The organism is Seonamhaeicola sp. MEBiC01930 (assembly GCF_045277075.1).
In the GTDB taxonomy this organism is placed as follows: Bacteria; Bacteroidota; Bacteroidia; order Flavobacteriales; family Flavobacteriaceae; genus Seonamhaeicola.
Genome location: NZ_CP104270.1, coordinates 1637149 through 1654249 on the forward strand (window position 1 = coordinate 1637149; position 17101 = coordinate 1654249).

Consider the following 17101-nt stretch of genomic DNA (forward strand, 5'->3'; position numbering starts at 1 on the left):
TTTTATAATTATTAGTTGTTAATTGTCCATGAGATATAGTACATAGAACCTATAAAACCAGTTCCAAAAGCTGTGAAGTATTCTTCCCCCGTTAAATTAGTACCGCCAGCTTTTAAAGTAGATTTTAAACTAGGTATTTTTAAACTCACTTGAGCATCTAGAACATGAAACTCAGGAACAACACCATTACCAAAAGTAGCTTCCCAAAAATAATCATCACTAAATCTGTAGGCTACATTAAACCCAAAGTTTTTAAACAATTCAGTATTTCCAAATGAAGCTTTAAATTTATGTTCAGGTGTATTAAAATTTGTTGTGAAATCTGGATAAAGTGAGCGATCAAAATCTAACTTGGCAAAGGTGTAATTTCCACCTAGGTCAAAGTTTCCAAAAACTTTTGTTGTTATTCCAATTGATGCACCATATGAATTCACATCAGCTTCAGAGTTAGTATAGGTACTAAAGGCTTGACTGTCACCATTAGCTAATGCTGCAATGGATAATGATCCGTCACCTACTGTACCGTATAATGGAGAAACTACCACTTCTTGAGAAATAAAATCTTTATAACTATTATAATAAGCGCTTAAGTCTACTATAAATTTATTAAACTTTCCTCTATACCCAATTTCACCAGATGTAACCTGTTCCGGTTTTACCAAACTAGGATTTGCCACCTCTAAAACTGAAGGGTCTCCAGTTGCTGCTAGTGCTAAAGCCGAACTAGCAGTATATGAGTTATTATAGGCTGCAGCACCAGTTTGAGCAATTGTAGACGGTTGTCCTAATAATTGTCCACCACCACTAATATTATGTGTTCTAGACCAACGGTCTAAATTATCTGGAGCAGCACCTACTAAAACAGCTCGACCCGCATCTAAACCAATAAACAAATCTTGAGTTGTTGGGTTTCTAAATCCAGTTTGAGCAGAAACTCTAAAATTATGATTTTCATTAACAGTTACTCCGGCGGAAATTCTAGGAGAATAAAAGCCGTCAAAAAACTCTGATTTGTCGTAGCGAATTGATCCTGTAAGTTTTAAATCTACAGCGTTAGTTACTTCAATATTTTTTTGAATTTGAGAGTAAAGACCAAACTCAGAGTAATCAATTGGTCCATCAAAATCGGTGTAAATTGTACCAGAAGAGTTTAAACTATATTGTCTGTAAGAACCACCTACTTGGATATCAGCAAAATCAACTAAATGTGAAAAATTGTAATTGGCATCAATATGAGAATACTTAGAGGCATCTTGAAACTTAGAACCAGTTTCTAAATTAGGGTCATTAATACTTCTATTAAAGGCAGAAATAAATTCAGGAGAACCAGGTAAATAACGACCAGATTCTGCTTGCGCTCTTGCAGCAGCATGAGCTTGCGTATCATTTGCTCCAGATAACGTAGCTGTTAAATAAGCACCTGTATATTCCCCAAACCAAGTGTTATCATCTTTCCACGCTCTATTTATATTAATTCCCGTGAAAACCATATCATAAGAATCACCAGCTTTATCAGATACTATATACCCTCTTAAGAAAAAGTTGTCGTTTCTTATTTCTAATTTATGTTGTTGTTGGAAGAAATTAGCAATATTATATCTGTTTGTTCCTTGGTATATAGTTGAACCTGTTCCTACTTTACCAACATATTGAATTTCAAAATCGTCCTCCCAAGGTCTATAATATAACCCCCAATCAGCTTTAACACTTTCAGCATTGTAATTTGTTAAATCACGTTCGTTATAACCTGTTCTACTAACAATTACAGAAGGAATTAAAGCATTGGCACCAGCCGGTATAACACCTAGACCTTCAAGAGTTACAGCAACATCTTTAATATCAGTTGCAACTTCATCACCGTAAACATTAATACCATCATAATTTAAATCTGCTCTAGTACCACCAATTGTTGTTTTGTCTACTTCACTTGTAGCGGCCCAATCAGTTCCTTTTAAATACCCAAAGTTTATTTTAGCTGCAAATTTTTCATTAAACTTATGGGCGGCTCTAATTCCAAAATCTACATAACTATTGTCTCCTGCAGATTTTTGAGAAGTTACCCCTTGCTTATAATACGTACTAATTCCTTGGTGATCAAATGGATTTTTACTTCTCATAAAAAGAATTCCATTAAATGCATTTGCTCCGTATAAGGCAGAAGCAGCACCAGGTAATAATTCTACGCTCTGAACATCGGTTTCAATCATACCCACTAAATTTCCAATAGGGAAGTTAAGGGCTGGAGTAGAATTATCCATACCATCAACCAATTGCATAAACCTGTTGTTAGCAAAAGTTGCAAAACCTCTGGTGTTAATAGATTTAAAAGTTAAACTATTAGTATTTACATCCACACCTTTTAGGTTTTCTAAACCATCATAAAAATCAGCAGATGCCGTATTTTTAATTTCTTTTAAACCAAAGCGCTCAACGGTAACTGGTGATTCAAAAATACGTTCAGGTGTTCTCGAGGCAGAAATAACCACTTCATCGAGAGAAGTCCCTTCTGTAAGCACAAAATTAATTTCTTGGTTATTGTCTGTTACTTTTTGTGTAGAAGACTCAAAACCTACACTACTAGCCTGAACTGTGAATGGTGGGTTTTGAGAGTAAGTTAAAGTGTAGTTGCCATCAAAATCAGTAACTACCCCTGTAGTCGTTCCAAGAATGATAATATTGGCACCAGGAAGTGGTTGGCCATTATTATCCGTAACGGAACCAGTAATTGTTGTTTGAGAAAATGTCAAACAACAGAAAAATAACAAAAAAAAGAGAATTGTTGTCTTCATTTAGCTAGAATTAGTTTTAGTTAAAAAGGCAATATATAAATAAAATCGCAAAAAACTATGCGCGCATAATATAATTTAACAAAAAAAGCGCCTAAAAATTATGTTTTTGTTAATTACGTTTTGAAAACAAAAACCCTAACATTAGTTTGCTAGGGTTTTTATTTTATGAATATTATGTTATTCTACTGTAACAGATTTAGCCAAATTTCTAGGCTGATCTACATTTTTTTCAAGTAAAACAGCAATGTGGTATGATAAAAGTTGAAGAGGTATTGTTGTTAATAGAGGTGTAAGTGGTTCTAGGGTTTCAGGAACCTCAATAACGTGGTCTGCAAGGTTTTTTACTTGAACATCGCCTTCAGTAACAATACCAATTATTTTTCCTTTTCTAGATTTGATTTCCTGAATATTACTAACTACTTTTTCGTAATGCCCTTTTTTGGTAGCTATTACAATAACCGGCATATTTTCATCAATTAATGCAATAGGTCCATGTTTCATTTCTGCAGCAGGGTAACCTTCAGCATGTATATATGAAATTTCTTTAAGCTTTAGGGCTCCTTCCAATGCCACTGGGAAATTATAACCTCTTCCTAAGTATAGGCAGTTAGGAGCATTTTTATAGATATCAGCAATTATTTTAATGTGGTCATCAGACTTTAAAGATTCCTCAATTTTACTAGGTATCAATTCTAATTCTAATAGATGATGACGATAGTCTGAGCTACTAATACTTCCTTTAGCCCTAGCTAACCTTAAAGCCATTAAGGTTAATACTGTTATTTGAGTTGTAAATGCCTTTGTTGAAGCAACACCAATTTCAGGTCCTGCGTGAGTATAAGCACCTGCATCAGTTTCTCTTGCAATTGATGAACCAACAACATTACAAACTCCAAAAACAAACGCACCCTTAGATTTTGCTAACTTAATTGCGGCTAGCGTATCCGCCGTCTCACCTGATTGAGAGATAGCAATTAAAACATCATTTTCTGTTATAACGGGGTTTCTATATCTAAATTCTGAAGCATATTCAACCTCAACAGGAATTCTTGCTAAATCTTCAAATATATATTCTGCTACTAATCCAGCATGCCATGATGTACCACAGGCAACTATAATTATTCTGTTAGCGTTTAGGAATTTTTTCATATTATCCTCAACACCAGCCATTTTAATTATAGCTTGATCTCTTAAAAGTCTTCCCCTATATGTGTCCTTTATTGCTTTAGGTTGCTCATAAATTTCTTTCAGCATAAAATGGTCATAACCACCTTTTTCGATCTCTTCAAGGTTCATCTGAAGTTTTTGAACATAAGGGTCTACTAAGGAATCATCTTTAATTTTTCTTATTTTAATTTTTTTATGAAACCTAATAACTGCCATTTCTTCATCTTCCAAATAAATAGCGTCTTTAGTGTATTCAATAAAAGGAGATGCATCACTGGCAATAAAAAATTCATCTTCACCAATTCCAATTGCTAAAGGACTTCCTAAACGAGCGACAACAATTTCTTCAGGTTTATTTTTGTCAAAAACTGTAATCGCATATGCTCCAATAACTTGGTTTAAAGCAATTTGAACAGCTTTTCCAAGCTTTACTTTTTCTTGTTTTTTTACGTCTTCAATTAAGTTTATTAGAACTTCGGTATCTGTATCAGACTTAAATGTATAGCCTCTACTGATTAATTCCTTTTTTAAAGATTCGTAATTTTCAATTATACCATTATGAATTATAACCAGGTTTCCAGAATTTGAAACATGAGGATGGGAATTAACGTCATTAGGAACGCCATGTGTGGCCCAACGAGTATGACCTATACCCACATTACCATGTTTTGTAATTTCAGTTTCTGAAAGATTTTCTAAATCTGCTACTTTTCCTTTGGTCTTTGATACTTTTAAGTCTGTACCATCAAATAGAGCAATTCCAGCACTATCATAGCCTCTGTATTCTAATCTTTTGAGACCTTCAACAATAATAGGGTAAGCTTCCCTATGACCAATATATCCAACTATTCCACACATAAGTAATTAATTTAAATTTGGGTTTAAAATTAAAGAAGTACAAATATGTAAAATAAATAGCAAACAAGATTAATTATTATATGAAATAATTGTTTTTTACGATGAAATTCATAAAAAAACAATTAGGATCACACCTAACTAATAATGAGTATGTTACTATTCGGGTTTTGTGAAAAATAATTTTAAAACCATTCTTTTATCAATTGTAGAACTATTGCTACCATGCAGAACGGTACCTCTGGGAGCTATAATTGATGCCGTTGGAACCTCAGAAACAACATCTTCACTTTTTAAGATTTCTGAATTGGTTACTATATTAACATTTGAGGATAAAACTAAACCAATTTTGGTATTAGTTGAATCGCTAAGTAAAATATTATTTAGGTGATCAGTAAGGCGAATTTTAAACTTTTTTTCAACTGTGTCTCTTACGCCTAAATGAACTATTTTAGAAATTACAGGTGAAGTTGAGTTTTCTATAGGATCAGTAAAATAATCTATAAGTGGTGTATTATTTTTAATATCATAAGCATAAAGTCTATCATATTTATGAAAATCTTCAATACCACCAGTGTTTACCTCTCCTTCATATATAACTAAATGAGCTTCGTTAATAAGTTGCTTTAAAATGAATTCTCCAGTTAATTCATTTTGAACATAATCCCCATTATTGTCTAAGGATCTGTAAGTTTTTTTAAAAGCTTCTAAAGCTGGTAGAGTTGATGTATTTCCATCTTCATCCGTATATTCAGACATACCATCAAACAAATTAATTATAGCCATAGAGCCTTCACCTCCTTTTAAGAATAATTCATCGTCCCCATTGATTTTGTCTCCATTAATTAAAGTTTTACTATAATTATTTATGAAAGTGTTTAATCTGTTTCCAGTAAAATTAAAAGTGTAGGTTCCTTGTAATTGGTCTCCATCATCATCATATGAATAGTGAATACTTATTTTTGCATCTGTAGAACCAAAATTTAAAAGAGCCATACTCCCATTATTATTTACAGCTTCAGCCTTAAAATAAAGTCCCCTAAAATAATTTTTAAAATTACTCTCATTATTTAGTTCTGGTGTATCCTGTTTACTTATGATTGCTGTTTGCCAAAAAGCATTGTCTAGTTTTAAACGAAGTGCAGGGGCTGTTAAAGTTTTAGTGGTGTCAGAGTCTGATATAACCCAAGTTTCTATGGCTTCGTTGCTAGGAATAAAAGTTGTTTCATTTATTAGATCTCCTTTAAAATCATCAAAATTGATTAAAACATTTTCTGTGCGAGCATAATTATTGGTGCTTCCATTACTAGCATGCGAGTAGTAATTTTGGGTTTCATCAAGATTAGTTGGGTTAAAATCTCTTAAAAAATAACCGTTCTCATAAATAGAAAGTTTAAATGGTTGAATAGGATTTCCGTATAAAGAATCACTAATTGAATATATAGAGTTTCCTTCATCATCAAGACCAGTTACTTCGCTGTAATAAGGTACGTTTAAAACAACAGAGTCTATAACTGGGTTGGTGTTAAAATCTGGATCATAAAGCGTAGGGGTAATTTGTGCAATAATACTTGCAGTAGTCTCTCCAAACTCTGGATCATTATAGAAACCTAACAAACTTGCAGGTAAATTGTTTATTTGTATTGAATCTAGCTTTTTATTGTATGAGATAATAGGGAAAGTATCTACGTTTGTGCTGAAATTACTATTGTCTTTTCCTAAAACACTACTTTCTAAAACATAAAAATCTTTATCGCAGGCTACAAATGATGTGATAAATAACAGAATGATAGCTGGGATTTCCAGAGCTTTAATAATCTTTTTCATAGGGGTGCTTAAAATGAAAATGTTTAGGTTAGCTTAAAACGGAATTATTAACAAACGTAGTATATGCCTCACCAAATTCATCTTTATTCGTGTATTCCAAAATAGGTTTCTCAGTTGCATTTAAATAGTTCTCTAAGTCTTCAGGTATATTTTCAGAGCCTACAATTAATGCATCAGAATAATCAATAGCTATTTTCATTAAATTATTATACGATGGTTCTTCTAAAACATTAATGGCATCATCGTTTATGTTGTCAAATTTAATCTTATTAAGCATGTCCTTATTTAAAGAATTGTTAAAACTTTGATTGTAAACCGAAGTAACAATTTTACTTTCGTTAAATAAAGGTTCGTCTTTATAATATTCTTTTAGGTAAACTGGTAATAAAGAAGCTAACCACCCATGTACGTGAATAACATCCGGTGCCCAATTAAGTTTCTTAACAGTTTCTATAACTCCTTTTGCAAAGAAAATTGCACGCTCATCATTATCTGAGAATAAATTGCCATCCTCATCTGTTAAAGTCGCTTTTCTTTTGAAGTATTCATCATTATCAATAAAATAAACTTGAATACGCTCTTTGGGAATGGATGCTACTTTAATTATAAGTGGCATATCTAAATCGTTAATAACCAAATTTATACCAGAAAGCCTTATCACCTCATGCAATTGATGTCTACGTTCATTAATATTACCATATCTAGGCATAAAAATGCGTATTTGCCCACCTTGTTGATTAACCAACCTAGGAGCTTCGAACGACATTGATGAAATTTCGGTTTCAGGTAAATAAGGAACTACTTCAGATGATACGTATAATATCCTCTTATCTTTCATATGTTTGTTTTTATTGGTTATTTAGATAACCATTTTAACCAGTGATTAACGATTTTTATTTTTTAATATATTATTAAAGCCTGTTTTAAAACAAGGCTCATATTTGTAAAATCAAAATAAAAAACACGCAAAAGTACAAAAATTTATGCAAATTGACTGTAAAATCTTAAGTTTGCAGGCGTTAATTTTTTATTAAAAAGTGGAGAGTTTTTCAGAAAAGAAACAAATTATTAAAGCCGTAGCGCTTTTGAAAACAAAAAAGCAGGTAATTGGGTTAGTTCCTACAATGGGAGCATTACATGAAGGTCATCTAGCTTTGGTTCAACGGGCTTTGAAAAACAATGACAAGGTTGTTGTTAGCATTTTTGTTAACCCAACCCAATTTGATAATAGTGATGATTTAAAAAAATACCCAAGAACATTACTAAGTGATATTGCGTTATTAAAAACACTTTCTAACGAGCGTATTTTAGTTTATGCGCCAACGGTTGACGATGTTTATGAGGGGAATACAGTTTCTGAAAGTTTTGAATTTGATGGGTTAGAATTTGAAATGGAGGGGAAATTTCGTCACGGACATTTTGACGGGGTTGGTACTATAGTAAAACGTCTTTTTGAAATTGTAAAACCACACAATGCCTATTTTGGTGAAAAGGATTTTCAGCAATTACAAATAATCAAAAAGCTTGTTGAAAAGCATGCTATTCCTGTAAACATAGTGGGTTGCCCAATTCATAGAGAAACGACCGGTTTGGCAATGAGTTCTCGTAATACTAGGTTAAAACCAGAATATAAGAATGCTGCGCCATTTATTTATAAAACTTTAACAATTGCCAAACAACAATTTGGCATAAAAAGTGCTAATAAAGTTTCAGAATGGGTTGAGAATCAGTTTTCTAATCATGATTTACTAGAATTAGAATATTTTATTATTGCTGATGCTAAATCCTTAAAACCAGTTAAACGAAAATCTAACAAAAAAGAGTATAGAGCGTTTATAGCTGTATATGCAGATGATATTAGACTAATTGATAATATCGCGTTAAATTAATTATCTTTGCCGAATGCAAATTCACGTAGTAAAATCAAAAATTCATAGGGTTAAATGCACAGGTGCAGACCTTAACTATATAGGAAGTATTACCATAGATGAAGACCTAATGGATGCTGCTAACATTATTCAAGGTGAAAAAGTTCAAATTGTAAATAATGATAATGGAGAACGTTTAGAAACCTATTGTATACCTGGTCCACGGAAAAGCGGAGAAATAACACTTAACGGAGCTGCCGCAAGAAGAGTTTCTGTTGGTGATACACTAATTTTAATAACTTATGCTGTATTAGATATTGAAGAAGCAAAAGTTTTTAAACCATCTTTGGTATTCCCGGATGAGGCCACTAACTTATTAAAGTAAAATCATTGAATCCAAAAATAAAAAGAACACTAAAAATTACACTCCCATTATTATTGGGAGTTTTTTTAGTCTGGTATTCACTTTCTAGGATTTCTATTGAAGAACTTATTTCTTATTTTAAAAAAGCTGACTATACTTGGGTTAGTCTTGGTGTGTTTTTTGGGCTTTTAAGTCATTTGTCAAGAGCCTACCGTTGGCGATTCCAATTGGAACCAATGGGTTACAATGTAAAACTTAACAATAGTATTATGGCTGTATTTGCAGCTTATTTAATTAATTATACTATTCCTAGGGCTGGTGAAGTTGCTAGAGCATCTGTTTTAACAAATTATGAAGACGTTCCTTTTGAAAAAGGTTTTGGTTCTATTGTAGCTGAGCGAGTTGCGGATATGATGGTCATGCTTGGTATTATTAGCGTAACTCTTTTTTTACAATTCGATTTTATTTATGATTTCTTAGTTGACAAATTCAATCCAGTCAAAATCTTCATTGGCTTATTGGGGTTAGTTGTTGCAGTATTATTCTTCATAAAGTATATAAGGACTAGTTCCTCTAAAGTAGCATTAAAAATTAAGACTTTTGTTGGCGGTTTAATTGAAGGCGTGTTAAGTATTTTTAAAATGAAAAAGAAATGGGCATATATTTTTCATACACTATTTATATGGGCAATGTATTTACTCATGTTTTATGTAACTTCTTTTTCATTAGAGCAAACCATGGAAATACCGTTTTCTGCAATTTTAATAGGGTTTATTGCAGCAAGTTTTAGTATAGCTGCGACCAATGGTGGTGTTGGATCATACCCCGAGGCTATTGTGTTGGCTTTTTTATTATTTAATATTCACGAAGACCCAAGTAGAGCTTTTGGATGGATTATGTGGGCTTCTCAAACACTTTTAATTATTATTTTTGGAGGGTTATCACTAGTTTATCTTCCCATTTACAACAGGAAAAGTAATAAATAGCCGTTCAAAATTAGTAGGAGCGTTTTAACCTGTTAGTTAATTTCTTAACTTGTGACTTTAAAATTATAACCTTTTAAACTATGAAGATAATTTGCTCCTTTTGGTTATTTTTATTAACCATTTCTGCCTTAAATGCTCAAGTTAAATATGAAAACTTTCCGTCCTCAACATTAAGTGAAGAACGTCAAATTAAAATTCAATTACCAAGGGGTTATAATTCTGATCAAGATAAAAGGTACCCTTTATTTATAGTTTTAGATGGTGATTATATGTTTGAAGCTGTAGCTGGTAATATTGATTATTATTCGTATTGGGAGGATATGCCAAATGCTATTGTGGTGGGAGTTAATCAATTAGATAAGCGATATGATGATTGTATGTATTCTGAACAAAATTCATTACCCATTGAAAGCGGAGCAGATTTTTTTGAATTTATTGGCGCTGAGTTAATACCTTATATTGAAAATAAATATAGAACGGCAAGTTTTAGAATTGCTGTGGGACATGGAGAAACGGCCAATTTTATTAACTATTTTTTGCTTAAACCTAAACCTTTATTTAGCGCTTATATGGTTGTAAGTCCTGAGTTAGCTCCACATATGTTAGATTACCTACCAGAAAGGTTAAGCAAGGTTACAACTAAGACTTTCTATTATTTGGCATATACCAATAATGATTCTAAATCTATAAAACAAATGGCTAATGCATTGAAAACAGATCTTGATGGTATAGAAAATGAAAAATTAAATTTTAAGTTTAATAGCTTTGATGGACCATCCCACTATTCTATTCCTACTCATGCTATACCGAACGCCTTCGAGAATGTTTTTAAAGTATTTCAGCCTATTACTAAACTAGAATATAAGGATATTATTTTAGAGCTTGAGGGTTCTCCAGTTGAATATTTAGTTAATAAATACCAAACAATTAGAGATTTGTTTGGTATTGAAAAGCAAATTTTAATTAATGATTTTAAGGCAATTTCTGCTGCTATAGAGAAAACGGAGCAATTTCAATACTATGAAGAATTAGGTAAAATGGCTAGAAATGCATACCCTGAAACCCTTTTAGGAAGTTATTACCTGGCAAGGTTTTATGAAGAAGGTGGAGAACCAAAGAAAGCAATGCGAACTTATCAATCTGCTTATACTTTAAATGAAATTGGAGGTATCACTAAAGATTTAATGCTAGAAAAGGCAAATGAAATTAAATATGATTTTGGATATTAATGGCTAAGGTTAAGACAACTTTTTTCTGTCAGAATTGTGGTTCTCAATATGCAAAATGGCAGGGACAATGTAATTCATGTAAGCAGTGGAATACCATTGCTGAGGAAGTGCTTCAAAAACCAGAAAAAAGCGATTGGAAATCATTAAATTCAAGAGCAAAATCTACCTCAAAGCCTCTTAAAATAATTGAGATAGATGTATCTGAAGAGGCAAGACTAAACACTTTAGATTCTGAATTTAACAGAGTGTTAGGAGGTGGAATTGTTCCTGGTTCTTTAACTTTATTGGGAGGCGAACCTGGAATAGGTAAAAGCACTTTATTGCTTCAAGTTTCATTGAAACTACCATATAAGACCCTTTATGTTTCGGGTGAAGAAAGTCAGAAACAAATAAAAATGCGTGCAGAACGTATTAATCCCAATAATAATAGTTGTTATATTTTAACTGAAACTAAAACACAAAATATTTTTAAACAAATTGAAAGTTTAGAACCAGAAATCGTAATTGTAGATTCTATCCAAACCTTGCATAGTGATTATATAGAGTCATCCTCAGGAAGTATTTCTCAGATAAAAGAATGTACTACAGAGCTTATAAAATTTGCTAAGGAAACAGCAATTCCGGTTATTCTTATTGGTCATATAACTAAGGATGGAAATATTGCTGGTCCGAAAATTTTGGAACATATGGTTGATACGGTATTGCAATTTGAAGGAGATCGTAATCATGTATTTAGAGTTTTAAGAGCTAATAAAAATCGTTTTGGATCTACTAATGAATTAGGTATATATGAAATGCAAGGCTCTGGTCTAAGAGAAGTATCAAACCCATCAGAAATATTAATCACAAAAAAAGATGAAGAATTATCTGGAAATGCAATAGCTGCAACTTTAGAAGGGATGCGTCCTTTAATGGTAGAAGTACAAGCATTAGTTAGTACTGCAGTTTATGGTACCCCACAACGTTCTGCAACAGGATTTAATGCTAAAAGGTTAAATATGTTGTTAGCTGTTTTAGAGAAGCGTGCTGGTTTTAAATTGGGAGCCAAGGATGTTTTTCTGAATATTACTGGAGGTATTACCGTTGATGATCCAGCAATAGATTTAGCGGTTATTGCAGCAATTTTGTCATCTAATGAAGATGAGTCTTTACCCAGTGAGTTTTGTTTTGCGGCAGAGATAGGCTTGTCCGGGGAAATTCGTCCAGTTCAGCGTGTTGAACAACGTATATTAGAAGCAGAAAAGCTAGGGTTTTCTACAATTTTCGTGTCAAAATATAATAAAATATCCCTAAAAAATAGTGGGATTAAGGTACAATTAATTTCAAAAATAGAAGACCTAATTGAGTTTCTAGTTTAATTTCTTGGTTTGGATTTCTATGACCACATGTGTATTTCATCGAATTTTTTATTCATTTAATCGTTAAAAAACTTAAAAAACTTAGGTTTTTACATCTGTTTATACTAATATTGTCTTGTTAAATAACTGAAAATATGATGATTTAACATCAATTTACAGGCTTTTAATATACTTCCCTCAAGTATTTCAATCCATTTAATTAAAAGGTTTCGTTTTATAATGCATTAAATAGGTTTCTAAAGCTATTAAAACCTAAACCTATGAAAAACCTAATTAATATTATGCGATACTTACCATTATGGTTTTGTATGGCTATAACTTTTTCCGCTCAGACTCAAACGATAGATTCAGAAGATTTTGAATCGGGTAATTTTTCTGGTACCATCTGGAATGATGCCGGAGATGATTGTAAGATGAATTCTAGTTCAAGACTTTCTGGTACCTACAGTATCAATTTGGAAGATAGCTCTAGTAGTTCATATACCTATACAGATGATTTAGATTTAAGTAGTTACGATGCCGTAACTATAACTTTTGATTTTGACACTGATAGTGATGTGGATAGTGGAGATGATCTTTATATTGAATTCTCAGATGATGGTGGCTCTACTTGGCACAGTACAGACGTTTTACATTATCAGGAAGGAACTGATTTTAATGATGATACCACTTATACAGGTGTAACAGCCACTGCCACAAATGGTTCCCCTTATAATTTCACATCTAACAGCCGTTTTAGGTTTAGAGTGAATATTGCTGATTCAGGAGGAGACTTATATATAGACAATGTAGTTATTGCTAGTGCTGTAGATACCGATGGAGATGGTGTTCCAGACTCTACAGATATTGATGATGATAATGATGGTATTATTGATACATATGAATGTTCGGCAACCATCCAATTTGATAATGCTTCTGTTCTAACTGCAGCTGTTTTAACCGATGTGAAAGTAGGAGAAAAAGTTGTTTATTCAAATGCACTTTTTTATCAAAATGAGTATTACGATATTGTTCTTACTATTTTGGCTAATACAGGCTCAGGTATTGTAGATTGTAGCAATGGGTTAGATGTGAGTTCATTTGATTCTAGTAATGACGATTATGTGTCATATTCATTTGATTTGGTAGAAGCTGGGAGTGCTACCTCTGGTGACCCTGTTGGGGTACCGGCGGTACTTTATGGTATTATTTTAGAATTAAGAGATATTGATACGTCATCTAGCCAAGATTTTACTGAAATTGTTGGTTTTAACCCGTCAACAGTTACTTCAACAGTCACTTCATATATAAGTGGTACTTCAAATTTGGAGCAAGCAGGTTTTATAAATGGAGGGAGTCCTGCAGGATATACTTTATATAGACTAGATCCTACTATAGCAGGCTCAACCACAACATGGGATGATGAACCAGATGATGGAGGAACTCATGGCGATGACCCTGATTTTTATATGTACATGGAATTTGATCAATTTTCACATGTTGATTTGTTATTTGGAGCTACCGGGACCTACACAACGTCTGAAAGATGGGCGTTTTTTGGTGTAAGTTCAAAGTGTGATATTGATGATGATGGTATTTTAGATACATTGGATATTGATAGTGATGATGATGGTATTCCTGATAATATTGAGGCTCAACCAACCATTGGATATATACCTCCAAGTGGAGTAAGTGCTAGCATTACAGATACTAATAATAACGGATTGGATGATGTTTATGAATCCGCAATGGGAGGTATAGATTTGAATAGTCCTGAAGATACTGATGGTGATGGTTTAAAGGATTATTTGGATAGTGATACAGATAATGATGGTACGCCAGATATTGAAGAAAATGGTCAGGCTAATACAGTTAATAATATAGATATTGATAATGATGGGCTTGATGATAATTTAGATTCTATTACCGCTTATTTAGATGTTAATGATGAGGTAAGTACAGGAGACGTCACAGATTTAACAGCTTCTTTTGGAGATATTGATTTAGATGCTACGTTAGGTGGCGATTTAGATTACCGCGATTTATTTGATATTAACCCGCCCACATATGCTTCAATTGATTTTGATGGCGTTGATGATTATTTGTCAAGAGCATCATTTATTGATGGTTTAAGTAATGTTACCATTATGGCTTGGGTAAAAACAGATACAGGTAATACGGGAGATATAACTATAGCGGGAGAAGATACAGGATGTAAATTATGGTTAACAGATGGTAATCGTCCTACATTTACAATAACATCTCAAGGTAATTCAGAAACTAGTATTGGTGGTTGTAGTTGTAGTGTTATTAATTATGATGAATGGCATCATATAACAGGGGTTTATAATAGTAGTACAGGCGCTATAGAGTTATATGTGGATGGGGAGTTGGCTAATTCATCAAATGTAGGAGGTACGGGAGCAGTTATTGAGAATACTGAAGACTCTAACGGTAATTTTGAAGTTGGAAGACGCTCAACCGATGATGTTGCTAATCAAGAATATTTTAAAGGAGATATTGACGAAGTTCGTGTATTTAATTCTGCACTTACAAGTGCTCAAATAAATCAAATTGTTTATCAGGAAATTGAGGATGACGGAACGGGGACATTGCAAGGTTCAATAATTCCTAAAAATATTGGTTCCAATGGTACTTGTAGCGCTATTCCTTGGTCAAATTTAATTGCCTATTACCCAATGACAGATATTAAAATGGGTAAGACTTCCGATTATTCCGATAATGATAATTGGTTATATATTAATTACATTACAACTATACAAGATCAAACGGCTCCAATGCCATTTAGAACGGGGTCTGATGGAAACTGGACATCTGAGAGTACTTGGGAACATGGTGATGTATGGGATATAGAAAGTATTTCAAGCAATAAAGATTGGTGTATTGTTAAAATTGAAAATAATATTTCCACATCTGATTCGCATTCTATGCTAGGGTTAATCATAGATTCTGATAAAACATTAACAGTTAACGGAAATAATTATATTGAAAATTCCTGGTATTTTGAGCTTAATGGTTCCTTAGATTTAATGAATGATTCTCAATTAATTCAAACCCAAACCAGTGATTTGGTAACATCGGCAGATGGTAAAGCTCTTAGAAGACAAGAAGGTACACCAAGTGCTTATTGGTATAACTATTGGTCATCACCCACAGGAGCTACAGGAGTAACAAGTTTAACAGATAATAACGGATCATCAAATAACACCAATAATTCAGCATTTACCTTAGATATGGTAAAGGATGATACTGGGACGAATTTTGGCTTTACATCAGATTATACCGCTAGCGGAAATATAAGTTCATTTTGGATATTTACCTATAAAAACGGTAAGACCTATTGGGATTGGGAGCGAATTTTAACTTCTGCTGATGTTGAACCAGGAGTAGGATATACTCAAAAAGGTACAGGTGTTCCATTTTCAGAGCAACAATATATTTTTGAAGGCAAACCAAATAATGGGACCATTTTAGTTAGTGCAACAGATGTAGGTGGTCCAGGGTCAGTTCAAGGAGTTTCAAAAACCACTTACCTTTTAGGGAATCCTTACCCATCAGCTTTAGACATTCATACGTTTATAGATGATAATTCAAGTGTAATAGGAGGGACTCTTCAATTGTGGCAACAATGGAGTGGTACTTCACATAACTTAGATGAATATAACGGTGGTTATGCTCAGGTAAATAAGTTGGGGTCTACAAGGGCCTATCAGTTTGTTGGAATAGATGGGGCCAATAATGGATCACAAGATGGCACCTTAGTACCTTCAAGATACTTGCCCATAGGACAAGGCTTTATTGCAGAGATTATAGCCGATGGTAATGTAGAGTTTAATAACGGACAGCGTGTATTTATTTTAGAAGAAGATGCAGATGGCACATATAGTAGTGGTTCAGTATTTTTCAAGGGCAGTAAATCAAAAGGAGAAGAAAGTACAGCTAAGAGTACAAGTGATTCTAATCCGTTTAAAAAGATACGTTTAGAATTTTCATCAGTATCAGGTCCAGACACAAGGCGTGAATTGCTTTTAGGCTTTAGTGATACTACCACAGATGATTATGATTATGGTTATGATTCAAGATGTGATGAGGAGAACAATAATGATTTAAACTTAAACTTAGAGGGGGTGAACATGAACATTCAAGCCTATAGTGAGATAACATCAGATAAGTCTGTTGCTTTAAATTTTAAATCATCAGGCAGTAATACCTTTGAGATTAAGATTTCAGAATTAGAGAATATAGAAGAAGACCAAGAGATTTATATAAAAGATAATTTAACAGGCACCTATTATGATTTAAGACAAGGTTCAGCCTATGGATTTTCATCAGAGCAAGGTAAGTTTAACGAGAGGTTTGAGATAGTCTTTCAATCAGAGCAGCAATCGTTAAGTGTTGCAGAAGCCAGTCATGATGCAAACTTTATTTACTATGTAAACAAGCAACGCAGAATTCATGTAAAGAAATTAAGTAGTTCAGTAACAAGAATGTCATTAATAAGTATGACAGGGCAAACGGTTATGGAATTACAAGATGTACCCACAAATGTTTTAGAAGAAGGTATAGAAATCCCTAATGTGTCTACCGGAGCTTATGTAGCCTGTTTTAGAACAGACGATAACCAAGTACTTACTAAGAAAATAGTAGTCAATTAATCA

Annotated in this window: 10 protein-coding genes; 6 read left to right on the plus strand and 4 right to left on the minus strand. The window is 33.0% G+C overall.

Annotated features, from left to right (window positions below):
- Window positions 1–11: 11 nt before the first annotated feature.
- From N1F78_RS07165 to N1F78_RS07180, 4 genes are all read right to left on the minus strand, one after another.
- The gene (locus N1F78_RS07165) at window positions 12–2789 is read right to left on the minus strand and encodes a TonB-dependent receptor (RefSeq protein ID WP_406685491.1); all 2778 of its coding nucleotides are present in this window, start codon (window positions 2787–2789) and stop codon (window positions 12–14) included.
- A gap of 177 nt (window positions 2790–2966) precedes the next feature.
- Window positions 2967–4814, minus strand: a complete 1848-nt coding sequence (gene glmS / locus N1F78_RS07170; protein WP_406685492.1) for a glutamine--fructose-6-phosphate transaminase (isomerizing) — start codon at window positions 4812–4814, stop codon at window positions 2967–2969.
- A 156-nt stretch (window positions 4815–4970) separates the two neighbouring features.
- A complete protein-coding gene (locus N1F78_RS07175) occupies window positions 4971–6638 on the minus strand; it encodes a DUF4270 domain-containing protein (RefSeq protein ID WP_406685493.1) in 1668 nt (555 codons plus the stop codon).
- Window positions 6639–6666: 28 nt separating this feature from the next.
- A complete protein-coding gene (locus N1F78_RS07180; RefSeq protein ID WP_406685494.1) occupies window positions 6667–7476 on the minus strand; it encodes a glycogen/starch synthase in 810 nt (269 codons plus the stop codon).
- A 199-nt stretch (window positions 7477–7675) separates the two neighbouring features.
- Here N1F78_RS07180 and panC point away from each other — a divergent pair, with 199 nt between their 5' ends.
- From panC to N1F78_RS07210, 6 genes are all read left to right on the plus strand, one after another.
- Window positions 7676–8527, plus strand: coding sequence for a pantoate--beta-alanine ligase (gene panC / locus N1F78_RS07185; RefSeq protein ID WP_406685495.1), 852 nt, complete (start codon window positions 7676–7678; stop codon window positions 8525–8527).
- 13 nt (window positions 8528–8540) lie between these two features.
- The gene (panD, locus tag N1F78_RS07190) at window positions 8541–8891 is read left to right on the plus strand and encodes an aspartate 1-decarboxylase (protein ID WP_406685496.1); all 351 of its coding nucleotides are present in this window, start codon (window positions 8541–8543) and stop codon (window positions 8889–8891) included.
- A gap of 5 nt (window positions 8892–8896) precedes the next feature.
- Window positions 8897–9856, plus strand: a complete 960-nt coding sequence (locus N1F78_RS07195) for a lysylphosphatidylglycerol synthase transmembrane domain-containing protein (protein ID WP_406685497.1) — start codon at window positions 8897–8899, stop codon at window positions 9854–9856.
- Between the two features lie 80 nt (window positions 9857–9936).
- Entirely contained in the window at window positions 9937–11085 is a 1149-nt protein-coding gene (locus tag N1F78_RS07200) for an alpha/beta hydrolase (protein WP_406685498.1), read from the plus strand.
- Window positions 11085–12443 (plus strand): DNA repair protein RadA, encoded by a 1359-nt coding sequence (gene radA / locus N1F78_RS07205; RefSeq protein WP_406685499.1) that lies wholly within the window; start codon window positions 11085–11087, stop codon window positions 12441–12443. Before N1F78_RS07200 ends, radA begins: the two co-directional genes overlap by 1 nt.
- Window positions 12444–12703: 260 nt before the next feature.
- Window positions 12704–17098 (plus strand): LamG domain-containing protein, encoded by a 4395-nt coding sequence (locus N1F78_RS07210; RefSeq protein WP_406685500.1) that lies wholly within the window; start codon window positions 12704–12706, stop codon window positions 17096–17098.
- Window positions 17099–17101: the final 3 nt, after the last annotated feature.

What these genes read in the sequence shown, in the direction of transcription:
- N1F78_RS07200 (WP_406685498.1), top strand. Translation starts at nt 9,937, where the DNA reads ATGAAGATAATTTGCTCCTTTTGGTTATTTTTATTAACCATTTCTGCC.
- N1F78_RS07210 (WP_406685500.1), top strand. Translation starts at nt 12,704, where the DNA reads ATGAAAAACCTAATTAATATTATGCGATACTTACCATTATGGTTTTGT.
- glmS (WP_406685492.1), bottom strand. Translation starts at nt 4,814, where the DNA reads ATGTGTGGAATAGTTGGATATATTGGTCATAGGGAAGCTTACCCTATT.
- panD (WP_406685496.1), top strand. Translation starts at nt 8,541, where the DNA reads ATGCAAATTCACGTAGTAAAATCAAAAATTCATAGGGTTAAATGCACA.
- radA (WP_406685499.1), top strand. Translation starts at nt 11,085, where the DNA reads ATGGCTAAGGTTAAGACAACTTTTTTCTGTCAGAATTGTGGTTCTCAA.
- N1F78_RS07165 (WP_406685491.1), bottom strand. Translation starts at nt 2,789, where the DNA reads ATGAAGACAACAATTCTCTTTTTTTTGTTATTTTTCTGTTGTTTGACA.
- N1F78_RS07175 (WP_406685493.1), bottom strand. Translation starts at nt 6,638, where the DNA reads ATGAAAAAGATTATTAAAGCTCTGGAAATCCCAGCTATCATTCTGTTA.
- N1F78_RS07180 (WP_406685494.1), bottom strand. Translation starts at nt 7,476, where the DNA reads ATGAAAGATAAGAGGATATTATACGTATCATCTGAAGTAGTTCCTTAT.